The 18,456-nt window shown below is 73.7% G+C and carries 16 protein-coding genes, 1 tRNA gene and 1 pseudogene; 4 read left to right on the top strand and 14 right to left on the bottom strand.

Translation table 11 applies throughout. The features are described from left to right. The first annotated feature begins 252 nt into the window (after positions 1-252). The gene (locus ACFXA3_RS11115; protein ID WP_385185009.1) at positions 253-858 is read left to right on the top strand and encodes a hydrolase; all 606 of its coding nucleotides are present in this window, start codon (positions 253-255) and stop codon (positions 856-858) included. A gap of 55 nt (positions 859-913) precedes the next feature. On the opposite strand, the gene ACFXA3_RS11110 is transcribed toward ACFXA3_RS11115, so the two are convergent. From ACFXA3_RS11110 to ACFXA3_RS11095, 4 genes are read right to left on the bottom strand one after another with little or no spacing between them, the layout of a single operon-like run. After that, entirely contained in the window at positions 914-1,534 is a 621-nt protein-coding gene (locus ACFXA3_RS11110) for an ATP/GTP-binding protein (protein ID WP_385185006.1), read from the bottom strand. After that, positions 1,515-1,874 (bottom strand): DUF742 domain-containing protein, encoded by a 360-nt coding sequence (locus ACFXA3_RS11105; protein ID WP_385185003.1) that lies wholly within the window; start codon positions 1,872-1,874, stop codon positions 1,515-1,517. The genes ACFXA3_RS11110 and ACFXA3_RS11105 overlap by 20 nt, the downstream gene beginning before the upstream one ends. Beyond that, positions 1,871-2,278, bottom strand: coding sequence for a roadblock/LC7 domain-containing protein (locus tag ACFXA3_RS11100; protein ID WP_054223664.1), 408 nt, complete (start codon positions 2,276-2,278; stop codon positions 1,871-1,873). The genes ACFXA3_RS11105 and ACFXA3_RS11100 overlap by 4 nt, the downstream gene beginning before the upstream one ends. Continuing rightward, positions 2,275-3,936, bottom strand: coding sequence for a sensor histidine kinase (locus ACFXA3_RS11095; RefSeq protein WP_385184999.1), 1,662 nt, complete (start codon positions 3,934-3,936; stop codon positions 2,275-2,277). The genes ACFXA3_RS11100 and ACFXA3_RS11095 overlap by 4 nt, the downstream gene beginning before the upstream one ends. 337 nt (positions 3,937-4,273) lie before the next feature. On the opposite strand from ACFXA3_RS11095, the gene ACFXA3_RS11090 reads away from it, so the two are divergent. After that, positions 4,274-4,906 carry a hypothetical protein gene (locus tag ACFXA3_RS11090; protein WP_385184996.1) on the top strand — a complete coding sequence of 211 codons (633 nt, stop codon included), beginning with the start codon at positions 4,274-4,276 and terminating at the stop codon, positions 4,904-4,906. A 35-nt stretch (positions 4,907-4,941) separates the two neighbouring features. On the opposite strand, the gene ACFXA3_RS11085 is transcribed toward ACFXA3_RS11090, so the two are convergent. The 3 genes from ACFXA3_RS11085 to ACFXA3_RS11075 all read right to left on the bottom strand — a co-directional run bounded on the left by ACFXA3_RS11085 (position 4,942) and on the right by ACFXA3_RS11075 (position 8,988). Beyond that, a complete protein-coding gene (locus ACFXA3_RS11085) occupies positions 4,942-8,334 on the bottom strand; it encodes a hypothetical protein (RefSeq protein WP_385184993.1) in 3,393 nt (1,130 codons plus the stop codon). Positions 8,335-8,431: 97 nt separating this feature from the next. After that, the gene (locus ACFXA3_RS11080) at positions 8,432-8,782 is read right to left on the bottom strand and encodes a hypothetical protein (protein ID WP_385184990.1); all 351 of its coding nucleotides are present in this window, start codon (positions 8,780-8,782) and stop codon (positions 8,432-8,434) included. Between the two features lie 132 nt (positions 8,783-8,914). Beyond that, positions 8,915-8,988 (bottom strand) — tRNA-Pro (locus ACFXA3_RS11075). Positions 8,989-9,096: 108 nt separating this feature from the next. Between ACFXA3_RS11075 and ACFXA3_RS11070 the strand changes: the two genes are divergently transcribed. Next, on the top strand, positions 9,097-9,594 hold the full coding sequence (locus ACFXA3_RS11070; RefSeq protein WP_385184988.1) for a DUF309 domain-containing protein: 498 nt from the start codon (positions 9,097-9,099) through the stop codon (positions 9,592-9,594). 212 nt (positions 9,595-9,806) lie between these two features. Here ACFXA3_RS11070 and ACFXA3_RS11065 read toward each other — a convergent pair whose 3' ends face one another. From ACFXA3_RS11065 to ACFXA3_RS11050, 4 genes are read right to left on the bottom strand one after another with little or no spacing between them, the layout of a single operon-like run. Further along, positions 9,807-10,196, bottom strand: coding sequence for a VOC family protein (locus tag ACFXA3_RS11065; RefSeq protein ID WP_385184985.1), 390 nt, complete (start codon positions 10,194-10,196; stop codon positions 9,807-9,809). 5 nt (positions 10,197-10,201) lie between these two features. Next, positions 10,202-10,954 (bottom strand): lactate utilization protein C, encoded by a 753-nt coding sequence (locus ACFXA3_RS11060; RefSeq protein WP_385184982.1) that lies wholly within the window; start codon positions 10,952-10,954, stop codon positions 10,202-10,204. Then, positions 10,951-12,435, bottom strand: a complete 1,485-nt coding sequence (locus tag ACFXA3_RS11055; protein ID WP_385184979.1) for a lactate utilization protein B — start codon at positions 12,433-12,435, stop codon at positions 10,951-10,953. The genes ACFXA3_RS11060 and ACFXA3_RS11055 overlap by 4 nt, the downstream gene beginning before the upstream one ends. Before the next feature lie 16 nt (positions 12,436-12,451). Next, on the bottom strand, positions 12,452-13,207 hold the full coding sequence (locus ACFXA3_RS11050; RefSeq protein WP_385184977.1) for a (Fe-S)-binding protein: 756 nt from the start codon (positions 13,205-13,207) through the stop codon (positions 12,452-12,454). Between the two features lie 18 nt (positions 13,208-13,225). On the opposite strand from ACFXA3_RS11050, the pseudogene cobF reads away from it, so the two are divergent. Beyond that, positions 13,226-13,972, top strand: a pseudogene (gene cobF, locus ACFXA3_RS11045) (precorrin-6A synthase (deacetylating)); the annotation flags it as partial. A 12-nt stretch (positions 13,973-13,984) separates the two neighbouring features. Here cobF and ACFXA3_RS11040 read toward each other — a convergent pair. The 3 genes from ACFXA3_RS11040 to ACFXA3_RS11030 form a co-directional block, all read right to left on the bottom strand. After that, the gene (locus tag ACFXA3_RS11040; RefSeq protein WP_385184974.1) at positions 13,985-15,133 is read right to left on the bottom strand and encodes an aminotransferase class V-fold PLP-dependent enzyme; all 1,149 of its coding nucleotides are present in this window, start codon (positions 15,131-15,133) and stop codon (positions 13,985-13,987) included. Positions 15,134-15,208: 75 nt separating this feature from the next. Next, positions 15,209-16,822, bottom strand: a complete 1,614-nt coding sequence (locus ACFXA3_RS11035) for an alpha/beta fold hydrolase (protein WP_385184971.1) — start codon at positions 16,820-16,822, stop codon at positions 15,209-15,211. 12 nt (positions 16,823-16,834) lie between these two features. Then, positions 16,835-18,456, bottom strand: a 1,622-nt coding sequence (locus ACFXA3_RS11030; protein ID WP_385184968.1) for an alpha/beta fold hydrolase, incomplete at its 5' end; no start/stop codon positions are given.

The following is an 18,456-nucleotide window of genomic DNA, read 5'->3' as shown; positions in this document are numbered from 1 at the left end:
CTCCCGGGCGAGTGCGGACAGTTCCGCCAGGGTCCAGTACCAGCGCAGCAGTTCCGCCCCGGTCAGCGCCGGCGTCAGGGCGGGCCGGCTTTCCTTTTGATTCGAACTCACGTTCACATTCTAAGGAGCTGCCGCCGGAAAGCCGGCCGCCGCCCTCCGCCACGCCGGGCGGCGGGACCGGTCCGCGTACGGCGCACCGGTCCGGGTTACATGGGCAGGACCGTGAATCCCGGACCGACCGCAGGAGTCCAGATGACCGCCGCAGCCGACCGCACCACCCTGACCCTCGACGACGGCACCGCCCTGGTCCTCATCGACCTCCAGCAGGGCATCCTGGCGCTGCCGACCACCCGGCCGGCCGAGGAGATCCTCGCGAACGCCGTCGCGCTCGCCGGGGCGTTCCGCGCGCACAGGCTGCCCGTGGTGCTGGTCCGGGTCGCCTGGTCGCCCGACGGCGGAGACCTGCCCACCACCGACGTCGACCGCCCCGGCCCGGCCACCGCGCCGCCCGCCGCGTTCTCGGAGATCCCCGCCGAGCTCGCCGCCCTCGGCGACGTCGTCGTGACCAAGCGCCACTGGGGCGCCTTCACCGGGACCGAGCTCGACCTCCAGCTGCGCCGTCGCGGTGTCCACCGGATCGTCCTGGCCGGCATCTCCACGAGCGTGGGCGTCGAGTCCACCGCCCGTACGGCCTGGGAGCACAGCTATGCGCTGGTCTTCGCCGAGGACGCCACCGCCGACACGGATCCCGCCTCCCACGCCCACTCGTTCGCCAGGATCTTCCCGCGCATCGGCAAGGTCAGCACGACCGCGGAGGTCGTCGCCGCCCTCGACGCGCGGGACCCGCGGACCCGATGACCATGCGCCCGGCGTCCCGCCCCGGGTCCGGAACGGGACCCGGTGCGGCGGGTGCTCAGAGTGCCTCCGGGGTCGCGGCGAGGGAGTGCAGGTAGCGCATCAGCGTCATGAGGACGTCGCGGCTGGAGTCGCGGCGGCGGGCGTCGCAGAAGACCAGCGGCACGGACGGGGGCAGGTCGAGGGCGGCGCGCAGCTCCTCCAGGGGGTGTTCGGGCGCGTCGGGGAAGGAGTTGACGGCGACCACGAACGGCACCCCGCGCTCCTCCAGCCGGCCGATCACGTCGAAGCTGACCTCCAGCCTGCGGGTGTCGACGAGGACCACCGCGCCGAGCGCGCCCTCGAACAGGCCGCGCCACAGGAACCAGAACCGCTCCTGGCCCGGGGTGCCGAACAGGTACAGCACCAGTTCCTCGTTGATGCTGATGCGGCCGAAGTCCATGGCCACGGTGGTGGAGGTCTTGCGTTCCACGCCCGCCGTGTCGTCGACGCCGACCCCGGCCTGGGTCATCGTCTCCTCGGTGGTGAGCGGCCGGATCTCGCTGACCGCGCCGACGAGGGTCGTCTTGCCGACCCCGAAGCCGCCCACGATCACCACCTTGACCGCGGCGGCGGCCGTGGCCGGGAGCGCGTCCTCGCGCCGGGGCGCGGTCGCCCGCTCAGAGCTTTCGAAGTCCATCGATGACTGCCTCAATCAGTGCCAGGTCGGGGAGTTTGGCGGGGGCGACGGGTGGGCGGGAGAGCACGTGCCGGGCGGCGAGCAGGTCACCGAGGAGTACGGTGACCACGCTCACCGGCAGGCCGAGATACGCGGAGATCTCGGCCACCGAGAGGGGCGACTGACAGAGCCGCATGATCGCCTCGTGTTCCGGCTGCATCCCGGGCCTGGGCCCCGACTTGGCGATGATCAGCGTGACGAGGTCGAGGTGGGTGGGAAGCGACCCCCCGCTCCGGCCGCCGGTGATCACGTACAGCCGCTCGGGGGTGCCGTCTTCCCAGTCCCGGCCCGGGTTGCTCACGCCGGCTGTCCGTCGCGGCGCGGCGGGCTGCTCAGGTGTTCTCCGATCCGGGCGACGAGGTCGCGCATCCGCTGGCCCATCAGTCCGGCGTCGACGCCCTCGTCGGCCAGTACGGCGAGGAAGGCGCCGGCGCCGGCTGCCATCAGGTAGAAGAAGCCGCCGTCCATCTCGATCACGACGAGCCTCATCCGCCCGCTGCTGCCCGGGAGTTCGGAGGCGACGGCGCCGGCCAGGCTCTGCAGTCCGGCGCAGGCGGCGGCGAGCCGGTCCGCGGTGTCGGTCTCGGCCCCGTACTGCGCCATGCGCAGGCCGTCGGCGGACAGGACGATGACGTGGCGGGTCTGCGGAACGCCCTCGGCCAGGTCCTTGAGCATCCAGTCCATGTTGGTCTGCTGCTGACTCATGGCTGTTCCCCCTTGCTCGCCGAGGCCGGCGAGGCATCCGTGTTCTGGCTTGCTGCGCCGCTCCGGCTCGCGGCGGTCTTGCTGCTGTCCGAGGACAGGCCGTCCTGGAAGGCGGCCAGCCACATCCCGGGCTGTACCTCGGGCCGGGGTTCGGGCGCGGGCTCGGACTCGGCGGCGTAGCCGTGTCCGGCCCGGTCCGCGGCGGCCGCGGCCGCCGTCACGAACCGGTCGCCGGCGCCCGTGCCGATCCCGGTCCCGGTCCCGGTCGGTTCCGGAGCCACGGCACGGGTCTTGCGGCGGCGCTGCGGCAGGCCGTTCGGGGTCCGCTCGGTCACGGCGGGCACCTCGTCGTCTGCTGCCGGCATACGGGGCCCGGTGGCCGGGCGGGCGGCCGGGTTCCCGGCCTCGGTGGCGGTCGCCGCGGGGGCGGCGCCGGTGGTCGCGGCGCCGCCCGGCGGCAGCGCGGCGCGGGGGCCCGAGGCGGTGCCGATGCCGTGGGCGACACCCGTCGCGGAGGAGGCGGTGGTGATCAGCTGCTGCGGGATGACCAGCACGGCCCGGACGCCGCCGTACGCCGAGGCGCGCAGCGAGACCTGGAAGTCGTACGCCTGCGAGAGCCGGCCGACCACGGCGAGGCCCAGGCGCGGGGTCTCCCCGAGGTCGGTGAGGTCGATGCCCTGCTGCGCCTGGCGGAGCATGCGCTCGGCCCGCTTGCGGGCCTCCTCGCTCATGCTCACGCCGCCGTCCTCGATCTCGACGGCGATGCCCGAGTTCACGTCGACGGCGGTCAGGTGGACCTTGGTCTGCGGCGGGGAGTAGCGGGTGGCGTTGTCCAGCAGCTCGGCGAGCGCGTGGATCAGCGGTTCGACGGCGGGTCCGACGACGGCGACCTGCGAGACGGAGTGGAGCTCGACGCGCTGGTAGTCGATGATCCGCGACATGGCGCCGCGCAGCACGCTGTACAGCGGGACGGCCTTGCTCCACTGGCGGCCGGGCCGCGCCCCGCCGAGTACGGCGATGGAGTCGGCGAGGCGGCCGATGAGGGCCGTGCCGTGGTCGAGCCGCAGCAGGTCGCCGAACACCTCCGGGGTGTGGCCGTGCCGGTCCTCCATCTCCCGCAGTTCCTGGGACTGTTGGTGCACGATGGCCTGGACGCGGCGGGCGATGTTGACGAAGGCCCGCTGTGCGGAGTCGCGCAGGTCCTCCTCGGCGACGACGGCGTCGAGCACCGAGCGCAGTACGGCCTGGTGCGCCGCCCGGAACTCGGCCGTCAGGCCGGGCCCGTGGGCGTCGAGCTCCTCGAAGGAGGCGAGCACCTCCTCGGGGAACTCCCCCTTGCGCAGCCGTTCCACGACATCGGGCAGCAGCTCTTGGGCGAGCCGTACGGTCTCGGTCTGCTGCCGGTGCAGGGCCGCCTCCTGCGCGGCGGCGGTCGACCGCAGCGCGGCCACCGTTTTGCCGCGCCGGGCGGCCTCACCGCAGGACAGGGCCACGGCGACGAAGGCCACGGCGCCGATCCAGGCGACGGGGGTGCGGGCAGGTGCGGACACCTGCACCACGGCGATCGCCGCGGCGGCGGCGGTCAGCAGGGCGGGCCGCGCCCCAACGACGGGTGAGGTGGGCCCTGGACTTCCGGGCGACGATCCCACGCGAACCATCAGAACCCTCAAACGATCGAAAGCGAATGATCATATGACAACGGCCCGGAATCTTAGCGTCTATATGCAGGTCTCTTGACAGCAGGTCATGATCCGGACTGCGCAAGGGGGTTGGGATTTCACCCGCTGGCCGAAAGCCGCGGGCGCCCCTCCCGGACCGGCCCCGCCCCGGATCCCCCGCCACCACTGACCCCCGGCACCTCCGCCACCGTCCGGGACCCCTGTCCCCCACCCCACGGAACGGCTGAATCCCGCCATCGGCCCTCCGTCGCCCCCGGGAGACAATCGCCCTCGGCCGGACCCGTGCCATCCCCATGACAGAACGGGAGCAACCACGTTGAACCAGACCGTACGTGCACAGGCCGCACGGTTCCTGCATCCGGGCGAGCGGCTCATCGCCGCCTGCTCCTACGAACTCGGCCCCGGCGTACCGCATCCGCCCCACGCCCTGCTGGCCCCGCCGGAGCCCTCGGCACTCGCCCGGCAGCTCACGGCGCGGGCTCCCCGCCCCCTCCGGCAGCTGCTCGGGGCGGGCGGCGTACTGGACCCCCGGCAGTCGAAGCCCGCCGCCGTCGCGGACGCGATCGACCGCGCACCGGACGCGGTGGACCGGCTCGGCGCGCGCCTGATGCACGGCAAGAGCATGGAGGGCGACTGGCGGAGCGCGGCCGGGCGGTTCCTGATCAGCCGCGCGAGCGCCCGCGGCTCGGTCACGGGCGTCCTCGCCGTCACCGACCGGCGCTGGTTCGGCCTGACCGACGTCTCGCCGCCGTGGCGGATGGCGCCGGCACCGAAGCAGTACTGGGAAGCCCCGCGCCCGGCCGTCGCGGCGGTACGCGCCAACCCGACGGGAGTGCTCCAGAAGGGCCGCATGGACATCGCCTTCGCGGACGGCTCCTGGCTCGCCGTCCTGGCCACCCACCCACCCCACGCACCCGCATTCGCGACCGCGTCCACGGGCCCGCGCTGACGGACGCCCTGTCCCACCGAACCGAAACACGGCTCTCAGCCCTCGTATGTCGGTACGGGGCGAACTCCCGCCCGGGGGTCAGGATTTGCATCTGCGACCCCACCGTTCGGTCCTGCCCAGCCCTCCGGCCTGTCGAGGAGCAGGTCCGTCAGAAGCGGTAGCTGGTCGGGAGCGACGGCTGCAATGCCGGGGATCAGCGTGCTCCAGGTGCCGAGGGAGAGGGCGGTGGCCAGCATCAGGCGGCCCTGGCGGGTGGGGCCGACGGACCGGGCGATGGCACCCAGGGCAGTGGACCGGTACTCCGGGACGTCGATCGTGTCACACAGGGCGCGGGCCTCGTTCAGCGCTCCCGCCGCAACCATCCCTTGGGACGTGGCGGACACGGCCATGACGTGTAGGGAATGGTGTGAGATCTCGTCCAGGAGCGCCAAGGCCCGTGCGACGTCACCACGGGCCGCCTCACCGGCCGCGATGTACCCCAGACTGCGGTCGAGTTCCGTGTCGTCGTCGATCCCGTGGGCAACCTGCTCAGCCAGACCGAAGTCGCCGGTCTTCACCAGGGTCCGTACGACCGTGGAGAGGAATTCGGGAAGGGCGTCTTCCGGCAGGTCTGCGCACAGCTCCATGGCGCTGGTGACCTCGCCCGCCGAAAGGAAGGCACCGGCGCCTGCGAGGCTGTCCCAGCTCCGCCGGGACGGACTGTCCGCGGTGTGGGCCGACTCCAGGATCTCCCGTGCCAACTCAGCTGCTCTCTGCGGGTGTCCCTCCCTGCCGAAGACCTCGGCCACGCGCTCCAGGGCCGAGGCCACCAGGGACCGGTCCAGCTCATGACGAGCTGCGGCGACCAGCCGGAACAGCAGCTGCTCACCTTCGACGTGGCGGCCCGTCCGGTACAGCGCCGCGGCCACCCTGGTGAGATCCATCAGCCGCCCGTAGGCGTCCGGCGAGCTCCGGGCGGTGATTTCGGCACCGTGGACGAGGCGCAGGGCCGCTGCCGTGTCGCCCCCGTTCGCCACCACCCCGGCCAGTTCGGCCAGCTCGGACACCCTGCGCAGGGATGCCCCGTTCCTCCGGGCGTCGTCCAGGGCGAGCGTCGCGACCGTACGGGCCCGATCCGGCCGGCCGGCCCGGTACAGGACCTCCGCCGCGCCGGCCCGCAACTTCATCCGCCAGCTCGGATGAGGAACCGTGCTGATGAGATCCAGACTCCGCCGTACCTGTTCCTCGGCCCTGCCCTGTTCACCGGAGTTCGACAGCGCTGCTGCGACGGCATGGAGGACCTGGGCCTTGCCGATCGAACCGGCGATCCTCTCCGCGAGCCGCAGTGCCGTCTCGCAATCACCCGCCTCGGCCGTCGCGACGGCGCAGGTGCACACCGCCTCCTCCCAGAGGACGGGGTCGGCACCGAGCCTGTCGATCAGCGTCATGGCACGGTCGTGCTGCCCGGTGGCCGCCAGCGCGCCGCCGATCCCGGACAGGAGCCAGCTCACGTCCTCGGGGTCGTCGAACGCAGCCGCGAGCGTCGCCGCATGCGCCGCGTGCCCGGCGGACGGTTCTGCGAGCCGCGGTGCCCTGGACATCCGGTGTGCGGCCACGGCAAGACACTGTGCCCTGCGTTCCACGGGACCCACAGCGGCCAGGGAGACCGCCCGTTCCGCCAGCTCTGCCGCCTTCTCTTCGTCACCACACAGCGAGAGGGCGGCAGCCAGGGCGCCGAACATCTCTCCCCGCGTGGTGAGGTTGCTCTCCGCCTTGAGTGCCTCGGCTGCTGCGTCGGCAGCGGCAACGGCGTCGGCGACCGCTCCGGCTGCGGCCAGCGACTCGACGATACCGACCAGGGTCGACGCCTTGCGGGGTTCCCCGAAGAGCTGCCGTGCCGTTCGCACGGCCCCGGAATGGTCGCCGGCCTCCGCCAGTCCCTCGGCGATGGATTGGAGAAAGAGGTCCCCGTCATCGAGTGTCCGGGCGACGTCGGCCAGTTCGGCGGCCCGGTCCGGGTGACCGGTGGCGGCGAGGACCCGGGCGACGGACGCAAGGGCTCGTATCCGGTCGTACCCGTCGCGTAGTGACCGCGCCAGGTTGACGGCCCGGTCGGTATGGCCGAGGCGGGCCCACAGGTCGATGATCTTGTGAGGGAGTCCCCGCGTATGGTCGTGCAGCCGGTCACGGGCCCACGCCAGGCGCAGCGCCCGGGACATGTCCGGGTCACCGTCGTCCTCCAGCAGCAGTGCGAACGCCGCGGAGATCTCGCTCAACGCTTCGTAGTCCGTCCCTGCGACCTGCCAGAGCCGCTCGTGGCGGGCCGTGTCGCAGGCGAGGTCGAGCAGCCGTGCGGTGTCGCGCAGCTCCCCCAGCTGCCGGGCGTAGCCCCGCAGGAGGTAGTCGGGCGTGTGCGCGGGCCAGCGGGCGGCGTGGTGGGCGGCGGCCCAGCGATGGATGCGGGTGCGGTAGTCGGCGAGTTCGGCGGGGGTGATCAACTCCTCGGCGCTGCGGCGGATCTCCTCGTGTGCGAGGAGATAGACGCGAGGGCGGCCGGCGCTCCCGTGCCCGGTGTGGTGGCGGAAGCTGCGGCCGGTGACCGCGTGGAGTTCACGCTCGACACGGCGGCGGCTGCTGCCCGTCAGATGCGCGAGGTCGCCGGCGCTGAGGCCGCCTCCGGAGGCCACGGTGTAGCCGACGAGATCACGGCCGAGGCCGGGACCGTCGAGCAATCCCACCAGGTCCTGTTCCGCGTCCCATCGGGCGGCCTGTGCGTGGGGGGAGGGAGGAAGCTCGTGGTCGATGCGGATGGTGCGCAGTGGGTGGTCGGTCGGGACGTCGTCCGGCACGGGCGGGTGCGGCCGTCCCGCGACGACGATCCGCATGCCGTAGGGGGGCACTCGCGGCAGCAGCGCGGCGATGCTGTGGGAGTCCGGCCCGGAGGTGACGCCCCGGTCCTCGTCCAGCCCGTCCACGACGAGGACCAGACGGCGTCCGCGCTCGGCGGAGCGTCGGGCGGTGCGGTCGAGGGCGAGCCGCAGTTGTTCGTCGCGGGTCACGGGCGTGACGAGCGGCTCGTCCTCTTGGAGCAGGGCGTAGAGCTGTCGTTGGACGATCTCGCAGAACGCGGCCGCGTCGTTCTGCCGTGCCTGGCGCGAGGTGATGAAGAACGCCACGACGTCGACCCCGGCGGGCGGGTGCAGCACGAACTGCGCCATCAGTGCGGACTTGCCCGCCCAGGCCGGCGCCAGCCAGCGCCAGTAGGCAGCCTGGGCCAGGCCGTCGGGCGCGGTGCAGAACCCTGCCAGCTCGTCCAGTTCCTGTGCGCGGCCGAGGAACTCGGCCGCGGCGATGGCCTCTTGGACTTGGAGCAGGTAGCCGGAGACGGCGGCCGGCCTGGCCACCAGGTGCACCGGACCGTTGATCACACCGCTGTTGGCGAGTGCCACGGGACCATGGGCTGATGCTTCGCCCGACTCCCGCACCGAGACCCTGCTGCGCTCGGCCATCCCGTTGTCGTTCCTCGCTCTGACAGACCGCAGGGACCTAGCTCTGCCGGTATCCGGTGTTGGCGCTGCCGCCGTCCGCCCGGGCGTCCCCGGTGTCACTGACGGAGAGTGGACCCGGCATTGCGCTGGACGCCGGCGCGACCACGCCCGTATTGGCGTCACCGCCACGGGCGACCGCCCGGCCGGTGCGGGACACGTGGACGGCGGCGGACCGGTCCGCAAGGAGCACCGTGCAGACCGCCGTGCCCAACGCGGCCACGCCGACCAGTGCGGAGACCACGCCCGCCACCTGGTTCGCCCGGTCCCAGCTCAGAAAGGAGAGCACTCCGGCGAGCACCGCCACCGCCAGGCCCGTGACCCCCACGACGGTTCGCCGGCCACCGCTCACAGCGTGCCCCCATCCATGAGTTCCACGGCTCTCGCACCACTCTACGGCCCGGCGACCGCCCCGGCCCTCAAACGCACGAAAGGCTGCTCTCTCACTGATGAGAGAACAGCCTCCGACCTGCATGAAGCAAAGTCGGGACGACAGGATTTGAACCTGCGACCCCTTGACCCCCAGTCAAGTGCGCTACCAAGCTGCGCCACGTCCCGTTGTGCCGTTGATCTGGGGTTTCCCCCGGCCCGGCGGCACATGCAGAACATTACCCCACGTAGAGGGGTGCGCATGCACCGGTTTCCGGTGGCGGGGAGGATGGCGGGGTGAACGCACGGGATCGGGACGGTGAGGGGCGGGCGCGCAGTGCGCGGCCGCGGGACGGGCTGGGGCGGCCGCTGGCCTACGGGGAGCCGGGGGTGGAGCGGCAGCCCGAGGGGGTCGTGCGGACGCCCGCGCAGACGGTGGCCGAGGCGCAGCGGCTGCTGGACGCCGGGATGCCGTTCCACGCGCACGAGGTGTTCGAGGACGCCTGGAAGTCCGGGCCGCCGGCCGAGGCCCCGCTGTGGCGGGCCCTCGCGCAGCTGGCGGTGGGGCTCACGCACGCCGCGCGCGGGAACGCCGTCGGCGGGGCCCGCCTGCTGCGCCGCGGGGCGGATGCCCTTGCCCTGGCCGGGCCGGAGGGGGCCCACGGGATCGACCTGGCGGGTCTGGTCCGCTGGGCCCGGGAGTTGGCCGTGCGGGTGGAGGCCGGGGCGGCGGTCGACGCGGCCGCCGAGGCGCCGCGGCTCGTCCCCCCGGCGGACCGGCCGGCCCCCGCCTGACCGTGGATCGCCGCGGCCGCCCGCCGCCGCCGGAGGCCGCACCGGCGAGAGGCCGGACCGGGAGAGGCCGCACGCACCGGCGAGAGGCCGCACCGGCGGGGGGCCGGACCGGGGGGAGGCCGCACGCACCGGCGGGGGGCCGCACTGGGTCCGTCGTGGCACCGGCGGGCGGTGGGCCCGCCGAGCGGGCGGGCGGTCCCGGCCGGGGGGGGCTACGCGGGTTCCAGGAGGTCCCAGCGGTTGCCGTAGAGGTCCTCGAAGACGGCCACCGAGCCGTACGCCTCGTGGCGCGGCTCCTCCAGGAAGCGGACGCCCTCGGCGGTCATCCGGGTGTGGTCGCGGGCGAAGTCGTCGGTGTACAGGAAGAAGCCGACCCGGCCGCCCGTCTGGTCCCCGACCCGGGAGCGCTGGGCGTCGTCCTTGGCGCGGGCGAGCAGCAGCGCGGCCTCGGTGGCGCCGTCCGGGCGGACCACGACCCAGCGGGAGCCGTCCGGGCGCGGGGTGTCCTCGACGAGGGTGAAGCCGAGGGCGCGGGTGTAGAAGTCGATGGCCTCGTCGTAGTCGTGGACGACGAGGGCGGTGAGGGCGATGTAGGCGGACATGGCACTCATTGTGCTGGTCGGGTCAGCAGGACCACCTCCAGGGTGCGCGGACCGTGCACGCCCTCCACCCGGTCGAGCTCGATGTCGCTGGTGGCGGAGGGGCCGGAGATCCACGTCAGCGGCCGCGTCGGGGTCAGCAGGGGCAGGGCCTGCGGGACCGAGTCCACCACCTGGTCCGGGACCCGGACCACGCAGACGTGGTGGTCGGGGATCAGGGTGATGCGGCGCCGGCCCTGGCCGGGGCCGCCGTCGAGGACGATCGTGCCGGTCTCGGCGATCGCCAGGGCGCAGCCGGTCACCACGCTGTCCACCGCGTCCAGTTCGTACGGGGTGGCGTCCGCCCGGTCCGGCACCGCCCGGGCCCGCGTCCCGCGGAGCCAGTGCCCGGGCAGGCCGGGTGGGACGAGGACCGTCTGCGCACCGCGTGCGGCGAGGAGGCGGGCCAGGAGCGGTGCGAGGCCGTCCTCGTCGGTGCGGTGGACCTTTGCGCGGTACTCCGCGAGGTGCGCGGCGAGGAGGTCGGCCGTCTCGGCCGGGGTGCGGACGCCGTGGACCCGGAGGTAGTCCCGCGGGACGACGGGGTCGGCGTCGGGGGCGAGGCCGGGGCCGGCGTCGAGGCCGCCGGCGGAGCCGAGGCCGGCTGCGGAGCCGAGGCCGGCTGCGGGGGCGAGGCCGGCGTTTGGGGCGGCCGCCGGGCCGGGGGTCGCGTCCGCCGTCGCGCGGCGGATCCGGCCCAGGATGCGGTCCCTGCTGCTCATGCCCGCTCTCCCCGTTCGCGCGCCCACCAGTCCCGGAACGGCTCCGGCGGGAGTTCCGGCAGCTCGCGGCTGTCCGTCCAGGCCCGCCCGGGCCCCGGCAGCCGGCGCGGCCGCAGCCGCCGGGCCCGGGCCAGCAGCCGCTCCCCCGCGCGCAGCGCACCCGGGTGGTCCAGCAGCAGCCACGCCGCCCGCATCGCGGCCCGTTCGGCGGTGTGCCCCCGCGCCGGGCGGATGCGTACGCGGATGCCCTCGCGGGTCACCGGGCCGCCCTGGGCCACCCGTTCGCGCAGGTGGACCAGGATCTCGGGGATGTCGATGGCGACCGGGCAGACCTCGTAGCAGGCCCCGCACAGGGTCGACGCGTACGGCAGCGAGGCGTCGATCCTGCTCTCGGTGCCGCGTAGCTGGGGGCTGAGGACGGCGCCGATCGGGCCGGGGTAGACGGAGCCGTACGCGTGGCCGCCGGCGCGTTCGTACACCGGGCAGACGTTGAGGCAGGCGGAGCAGCGGATGCAGCGCAGGGCCTGGCGGCCGACGGGGTCGGCGAGGGTGTCGGTGCGGCCGTTGTCGAGCAGGACGAGGTGGAAGGCGGAGGGGCCGTCGCCGTCCGCCCCTCGCGAAGGACCCAGCCCGGTCCACATCGTCGTGTACGGGTTCATCCGCTCGGCGGTGGAGGAGCGGGGCAGGGTCTGGAGGAAGATCTCCAGGTCCCGGAAGGTGGGGACGACCTTCTCGATGCCCACCACCGAGATCAGGGTCTCGGGCAGCGTCAGGCACATGCGGCCGTTGCCCTCGGACTCGAAGACGACCATCGTGCCCGTCTCGGCGACCATGAAGTTGGCCCCGGACACGCCGACCTTGGCGCGCAGGAACTTCTCGCGCAGGTGGAGGCGGGCGGCCTCGGCGAGCTCGCGCGGGTCGTCGCCGAGCCCCTCGGGGGCGGGGCGGCCCCAGTGGCCCATCTCCGCCGCGAAGAGGTCCCGGATCTCGGCCCGGTTGCGGTGGATGGCCGGGACCAGGATGTGGGAGGGCCGGTCGTGTCCGAGCTGGACGATGAGCTCGGCCAGGTCCGTCTCGTAGGCGGCGATCCCGGCGGCTTCGAGGGCCTCGTTGAGGCCGATCTCCTGGGTGGCCATGGACTTGACCTTGACCACTTCGCGCTCGCCCGTGGCCCGGACCAGCGCGACGACGATCCGGTTGGCCTCGTCCGCGTCGGCCGCCCAGTGGACGGTGCCGCCGGCGGCCGTCACCGCCTCCTCCAGTTGGAGCAGGTAGCGGTCGAGGTGGCGCAGGGTGTGGTCCTTGACCGCCTTGCCCGCCGCGCGCAGCCGGTCCCAGTCGGCCACCTCGGCGACGGCCCGGGCCCGTTTGTCGCGGATGGTGTGGGTGGCGTGGCGGAGGTTGGCGCGCAGCACCCGGTCCCCCACGGCCTCGCGCGCCGCGTCCGGGAACGCCGGCATCCCCATGAACGTGCCCGTCATCCGGAGCTCCTGCCCGTCATCTCAGCGGTTCCTCCTCCGTCGAGGCCAGGATCTCGGCGATGTGCAGGGCGCGCATCGCCCCTCCCCTGCGGCGCAGGATCCCGTCGAGGTGGGCCAGGCAGGAGTTGTCGGCCCCGCAGAGCACCTGCGCGCCCGTCGCCGCGGCGCTGTCGGCCTTGTCGGTGCCCATGGCCGCGGACACGTCCGGGTTCTTCACGGCGAAGGTGCCGCCGAAGCCGCAGCACTCCTCGGCGCCGGGCAGTTCGACGAGGTCCAGGCCCTTGACGGCGGCGAGCAGCCGCCGCGGGCGGTCCCCCAGGCCGAGCCCCCGCAGACCGTGACAGGAGGGGTGATAGGTGACGGTGTGCGGGAAGCAGGCGCCCACGTCGGTCACCCCGAGGACGTCGACCAGGAACTCGGTCAGCTCGTACACGCGCGCTGCGAGGTCCTCGGCCTGCGCCACCAACCCGGGGCCCCGACCCTCCTGCTCCGCCAGGCGGGCGATGCGCGGGTAGTGGCTGCGGACCATCGCGGCGCAGGAACCCGACGGGGTGACCACGTACGGGTGGCCCGCGAAGGCCTCGGCGGTGCGCCGCAGCAGGGGTTCGCTCTCGCGCCGGTAGCCGGTGTTGTACTGCGGCTGGCCGCAGCAGCTCTGGGCCGCCGGGAAGTCCACGCCGACGCCGAGCCGCTCCAGCAGGCGGACGACGGCGATCCCGGTCCGGGGGTACAGCGCGTCGTTGACGCAGGTGACGAACAGGGCGGCACGCATGATGGGCACAATAGCCCGGTGAAGAAGTTCTCAGTGATCGGCATAGGCGCGGGCGACCCGGACCATCTGACCCTCCAGGCGGTCAGGGCGATCGGCGCGGCGGACGCATTCCTCATCCTGGAGAAGGGCGAGGAGAAGGCGGATCTGACCGGGCTGCGGCGCGCGATGCTCGATGCGCACGCCCGCCCCGGCCACCGGCTCGTGGAGGGCCGCGATCCGGACCGGGACCGGGCCCCGGCCGACTACGCCCCGACCGTCGACGGCTGGCGCAGTGCGCGGGCCGAGATCTTCGAGCGGTTCATCGCCGAGGACCTGGCCGAGGGCGAGACCGGCGCGTTCCTGGTGTGGGGCGACCCGTCCCTGTACGACTCCACCCTCGCCATCCTCGACGAGGTGCTGGAGCGCGGCCGGGTGGCGTTCGAGCACGAGGTCGTGCCGGGCATCAGCAGCATCTCCGCGCTGCTGGCCCGGCACCGGACCAACCTGAACCGGGTGGGCCGGCCGGTCCAGATCACCACCGGGCGGCGCCTCGCCGAGGGCTGGCCGCAGGACGTGGACGACGTGGTGGTGATGCTGGACGCCCGGCACGCCTTCACGGCCCACCTCGACCAGGACCTGTTCATCTACTGGGGGGCCTACGTCGGCACCCCGGACGAGATCCTGGTCTCGGGGAAGCTGGCGGAGGTCGCCGGCCGGATCGAGGAACTCCGGACCGAGGCGCGCGCCCGCAAGGGCTGGATCATGGACACGTACCTGCTGCGCCGAGGCGGAGGCCCCTCAGCCCAGGTGGGCCGGGAGCTCGGCGGCGAGGCGTTCGTACTCCTCGGGGCGGTTGTAGATCTGCCCGCAGACACGGATGCCGCCGCCGCCCGGCCACGGCCAGATCAGCACCCGGATGCCCAGCTCCGCGGCGATCCGCTCGCGCAGGACGCGGGCGTCCTCGTACGTCTCGGCGGTGCCCGGCGGCAGCCGCAGGGCGCGCATCGAGAGCCCCTCGGTGTACGGGAGCGGGCTGATCCCGGGGATCTGCGCGAGCAGGGCGGCGCCGTGGGCGGCGAGGGCGCTGTTGTGGGCCCGCACCTTCGCGGCGTCGAGCCGGTCGAGGAGGTCGAGGCCCTCGGGGGCGGCGAGCCAGCCGGTGTAGTCGGCGGTGGCGCGGTTCTCGACGGAGCGGGGGAAGCCGTGCTCGTCCTCCCAGGAGGGCACGAGGGCGCGGACCCGGGCGCGGTGGGCGGGGGCGACGGCGAGGACGGCGCTGCCGGAGGGTGCGTACCCCCATTTGTGCAGGTTGCCGAACCAGAAGTCGGCGCCGCCGGCGAGCGGGTCCGCGAGCATGCCCGGGGAGTGTGCCGCGTCGACGAGCGTGGTGATCCCGCGGGCGGCCAGGTCGGCGAGCAGCCCGGGCGAGGCGATGAGCCGGGCGGTGGGCGAGCTGATGTGGTCGAGGACGGCCACCTTGGTCCGGGGTGTCAGCCCGGCCAGCACGGTCTCGCGCACGGCGTCCTCGTCGGGCAGGTCCGGGTCGAGGGCGACGGTGGTGATCCGGGCGCGCCGGGCGGCGGCCGCGACGACGGTGCCGTAGCCGTGGTCGGTGACCAGGATCTCGTCGCCGTCGGCGAGCGGGACGGCGTCGAGGGCCAGGTTGGCGCCCTCGGTGGCGTTGGCGATGAAGGCGGTGCCGTCGGGGTCGGCGCCGAGCCGGCGGGCGACGCGGGTGCGGGCGGCGGCGATCCGGTCGGCGGCGCCGATGAAGAAGGCGTCGGGGTCGGCGTGCGCCTCCTCGCGCAGGGCGGCCTGGGCGTCCTGTACGGGGATCGGCACGGCGCCGAACGACCCGTGGTTCAGGTGGGAGACGGCGGGATCGAGGCGGAACAGGGCCCGCCCGCCGGGGAATTCGGCGGGCGGCATCGGCATCGGCCGGGTCATCGGACCTCCGGGTGTGCGGCGCGGGTGTCGCCCGCATCATCGCTCCCGCCGCGGCAACGGCCCAGAGGCGGGTCCCTACCGGGGGCCGATTTCGAACGTGGGCGGCTTGAGGCTCTTGAGGCAGGCGGTGTCCGGCTTCGTCGGGGTGTCGAAGAAGGAGACGGCGATCTGCTGGGCGCACTTCGAGGTCGCGAACACCACGTGCGGCTCGTAGGGGACCGTGACGACGGTGGCGTTGGGCAGCGTGCGGGCGACGTAGGGGCCGTTGTCCGCCCCGGTCTGGGAGTCGAACCCGCCCGACAGGGCGAGGGTGGGGATGTCGCTGCGCGTGACGTCACGGATCGAGGGCGCCGCCGCGGGCACGTTCCAGACCTTGCAGTCGGGACGCAAGAACGTCAGCTGCGGGGCCTGGGCCTGGACCGAGCGCGGGAACGCCGGGAAGGCGTCCCGGCCGCCCTTGAGCGCCTGGGCCTGGGTTTCGTACGGGGTCCACTCGCTGCAGAAGATGCCGTAGACGAGTCCGTGCGCGACCCTGCCGACGGCCTGGGGGCTGAGTTTGCCGCCGGCCCACTGGCGGGCGATCCGCTGCGGTTTGCCGTGCGCCAGTTCGTCGAGGGCCAGGGGGACCTGGGGCGCCACGTGGGTGGCGGAGGTCATCCAGTTCACCAGGGCTCCGCCGTCCAGTACCACCTTCACCGGCTTCGGTCGGCCGGGGAGGGTGACGGTGGTGGTGACCGGCTTGGCTTCGAGTTGCCGGACGAGCCGGTCGAAGGTGGCCGGCAGGTTCGGATAGCGCTTGGCGCACGCCGGCTGGTCCGCGCAGGCCTTGAACAGGCCGTCGAAGCCCTGTCTGGCGGCGCTCCAGGTCAGGGCGGACCCTGCCGTGGACGGCGGCAGGATGCCGTCGATGCCGACCGAGCGGAGGCCCTGCGGGTGCTGGCGCATGTAGACGAGCGCGAGGTGGGTGCCGTACGAGATGCCGTACAGGTTCCACTGCTTGAGGCCCAGTGCGGCGCGCAGGTCCTCGTAGTCGGCGGCGCTCTCGGTGTCGTTGTAGGCGCCGAGGTCGGCCCCGGTCGCCGCCAGCTTCTCGCGGCAGGCCCGCGTCGCCTCGACGTGCAGCCGCTCGGTGGACGGCGCGTCGTAGACGAGGCCGAGCGCACGGGCGTTGAACTCGTCGATGTTGGGACAGGTGAACACCGGGTCGGCCGAGTACGTGCCGCGCTGGGACATGAAGATCACGTCGCGGTCGCGGTTCAGGCCGCCGTCGATCGCCATCTTCGCCTCCCCGACCGCGTCGTCGCCGGGTCCGCCGGCCAGCCACACGATCGGGTCGGGCTTCGGCTCGGCGGACGCGGCCCCCACGATCGCGACACCCAGGGTGATCTTCCGGCCGTCCGGCTTGCCCCGGTTCTCGGGGACGGTGAGCGTGCCGCAGCGGGCTCCCTCGAGTGCGGCGATCGGCTCGGGCGTCTTCGGGCAGGGGCCGGGCTCGAAGCGGGCGTCGCCCACCGTCCGGGCCACCGTTCCGATCGGCGCTCCGGGGCTGGGACCCGTCCCCGCGCCCTGCTGCGCGTGGACGGGGGTGGCCATCAGGCCCGTGATGAGGATCCCGGTGGCCACCGCGGCCGACCCGGCGTGCAGCCGTCGTACGGCGGGGCGACGACGGGGCGCGTGGTTCAGGGCCATCTGCCCTCCCAGTCACTTCGGGACGATCGTGAACGGTTTCGGCTTCACGTCGGCCGCGCAAGCGGTGTCGGGCGCGGTCGGACGGGCGAGGAACGAGGCCAGCACCTGCTGCGCGCAGGGCGACTGCGGGACGACCCAGTGGCCGATCCCGGGGATCACCACGGACGTCGAGCGGGACAGGGTCCGGGCGGCGTCCTTCGCCATGTTCGCCCCCGTCTTCGTGTCGAACGTGCCGGAGACGATGAGCGTCGGCACCGCGCTCCTGGTGGCGACCCGCTGGTCGGCGGTGCGGTCCGGGACGTTCCAGATGCGGCACGCCTCGTACTGGAAGGGGAGTTGCGGGGCTTGGGCGAGGACCGTGTCGGGCCAGCCGGGGAAGGCCTTGCGCCCCGCGTTCAGCAGGTCGGACCGCGAGGAGCCCGGCACCCATTCGCCGCACGCCACCGACTCCGTCAGACCGTGGCCCCAGATGCCGACGGTCCCCGCCGAGTCGGCCGCGCGGGCCTGCGCGAAGCGCTCCGGCCGGCCGCGGCCGAGTTCGTCGAGCGCCGCCGGGACGTCGACGGGCTTGACGCCGCCCGCCACGAGCACGTTCAGCAGGGCGCCGCCGTCGAGGTCGACCTTGACGGGGTCTCCCCCGCCCGGCGGCCGGGCGTTCATCACCAGCGGGTGCGCCTCCAGCCTGCGCACCTGCTCGGTCAGCGTGCGGTGGAGGTCGGGGTAGCGGCTCTTGCAGCGGGGCTCGGCCGCGCACGCGTCGAGGATGGCGTCGATGCCCTGCCGGGCGCTGCTCCAGGTCACGGGCAGGACGGTGAGCGCCGGAGGGGCGAGGGAGTCGATGGCGACCGAGCGGATGCCCTGGGGGTGCTCGCGCAGGTAGGTGAGGGCGAGGTTGGTGCCGTAGGAATACCCGTACACGTTCCACTGCTTGATGCCGAGCGCGGTGCGCAGGTCGGCGAAGTCGGCCGCGTTCTCGGTGGTGTTGTAGGCGCCCAGGTCGATCCCGTCGGCCGTCAGGCGGTCGTGGCACTTGCCCACCGCTTCCAGCAGGGCCCGCTTCGATGCCGCCGAGTCGTACCGCAGGCCCACGGCCTGTCTGTTGTACCGGTCGATCTCGGGGCAGGCGAGGTGCGGCCGGGTGTACAGGTTTCCGCGCTGGGCCATGACGATCAGGTCGCGGTCGCGGTTCAGACCGGAGTCGACGAGGAAGGGGATGTCGTCGAACGTGTCGGCTCCCGGCCCGCCGGCCATGAACACGACGGGGTCCGCGGCGGGCTTCGCCGCCTTGGCCGGGATGACCGCCACGGGCAGCGCGATGGTCCGCCCGCCGGGGCGGGCGCGGTTCTCGGGGACCTCCAGGACACCGCACCGCGCGCTGCCGAGCGCTGCGATCGGCTCGGGCGGCTCGGGGCAGGGACCGGGCACGAACCGTGACGCCGTGGTGGCGGGGGCCGTGGGGGTGGACCCGGCGGAGGGGGCGCGTGCCGGGGCGGCGCCGGCGGGTGCCGTGCCGAACGCCGCCAGACAGGCCACGGCGGCCGCGGCAGCCGCCGCGTTGATCCCGTGTTTGGCCATGTGTTCCCGTTCCTGTGCCGACATCCGCGGCCGCCCGGCCGGACGGCGCCGCAGCGGGA

Origin of the sequence: Streptomyces sp. NPDC059456, assembly GCF_042750055.1 — a bacterium.
Taxonomy (GTDB): Bacteria; Actinomycetota; Actinomycetes; order Streptomycetales; family Streptomycetaceae; genus Streptomyces.
Note: the sequence above shows the minus strand (reverse complement) of the source record. Positions and strands in the feature narration are given on the sequence as shown.

Bases quoted from the DNA above. Each gene is read 5' to 3' on its own strand.
- ACFXA3_RS11115 (WP_385185009.1), top strand. From the start codon at position 253: ATGACCGCCGCAGCCGACCGCACCACCCTGACCCTCGACGACGGCACC.
- ACFXA3_RS11110 (WP_385185006.1), bottom strand. From the start codon at position 1,534: ATGGACTTCGAAAGCTCTGAGCGGGCGACCGCGCCCCGGCGCGAGGAC.
- ACFXA3_RS11100 (WP_054223664.1), bottom strand. From the start codon at position 2,278: ATGAGTCAGCAGCAGACCAACATGGACTGGATGCTCAAGGACCTGGCC.
- ACFXA3_RS11095 (WP_385184999.1), bottom strand. From the start codon at position 3,936: ATGGTTCGCGTGGGATCGTCGCCCGGAAGTCCAGGGCCCACCTCACCC.
- ACFXA3_RS11065 (WP_385184985.1), bottom strand. From the start codon at position 10,196: ATGTCCGCCTACATCGCCCTCACCGCCCTCGTCGTCCACGACTACGAC.
- ACFXA3_RS11060 (WP_385184982.1), bottom strand. From the start codon at position 10,954: ATGAGCAGCAGGGACCGCATCCTGGGCCGGATCCGCCGCGCGACGGCG.
- ACFXA3_RS11055 (WP_385184979.1), bottom strand. From the start codon at position 12,435: ATGACGGGCACGTTCATGGGGATGCCGGCGTTCCCGGACGCGGCGCGC.
- ACFXA3_RS11050 (WP_385184977.1), bottom strand. From the start codon at position 13,207: ATGCGTGCCGCCCTGTTCGTCACCTGCGTCAACGACGCGCTGTACCCC.
- ACFXA3_RS11040 (WP_385184974.1), bottom strand. From the start codon at position 15,133: ATGACCCGGCCGATGCCGATGCCGCCCGCCGAATTCCCCGGCGGGCGG.
- ACFXA3_RS11035 (WP_385184971.1), bottom strand. From the start codon at position 16,822: ATGGCCCTGAACCACGCGCCCCGTCGTCGCCCCGCCGTACGACGGCTG.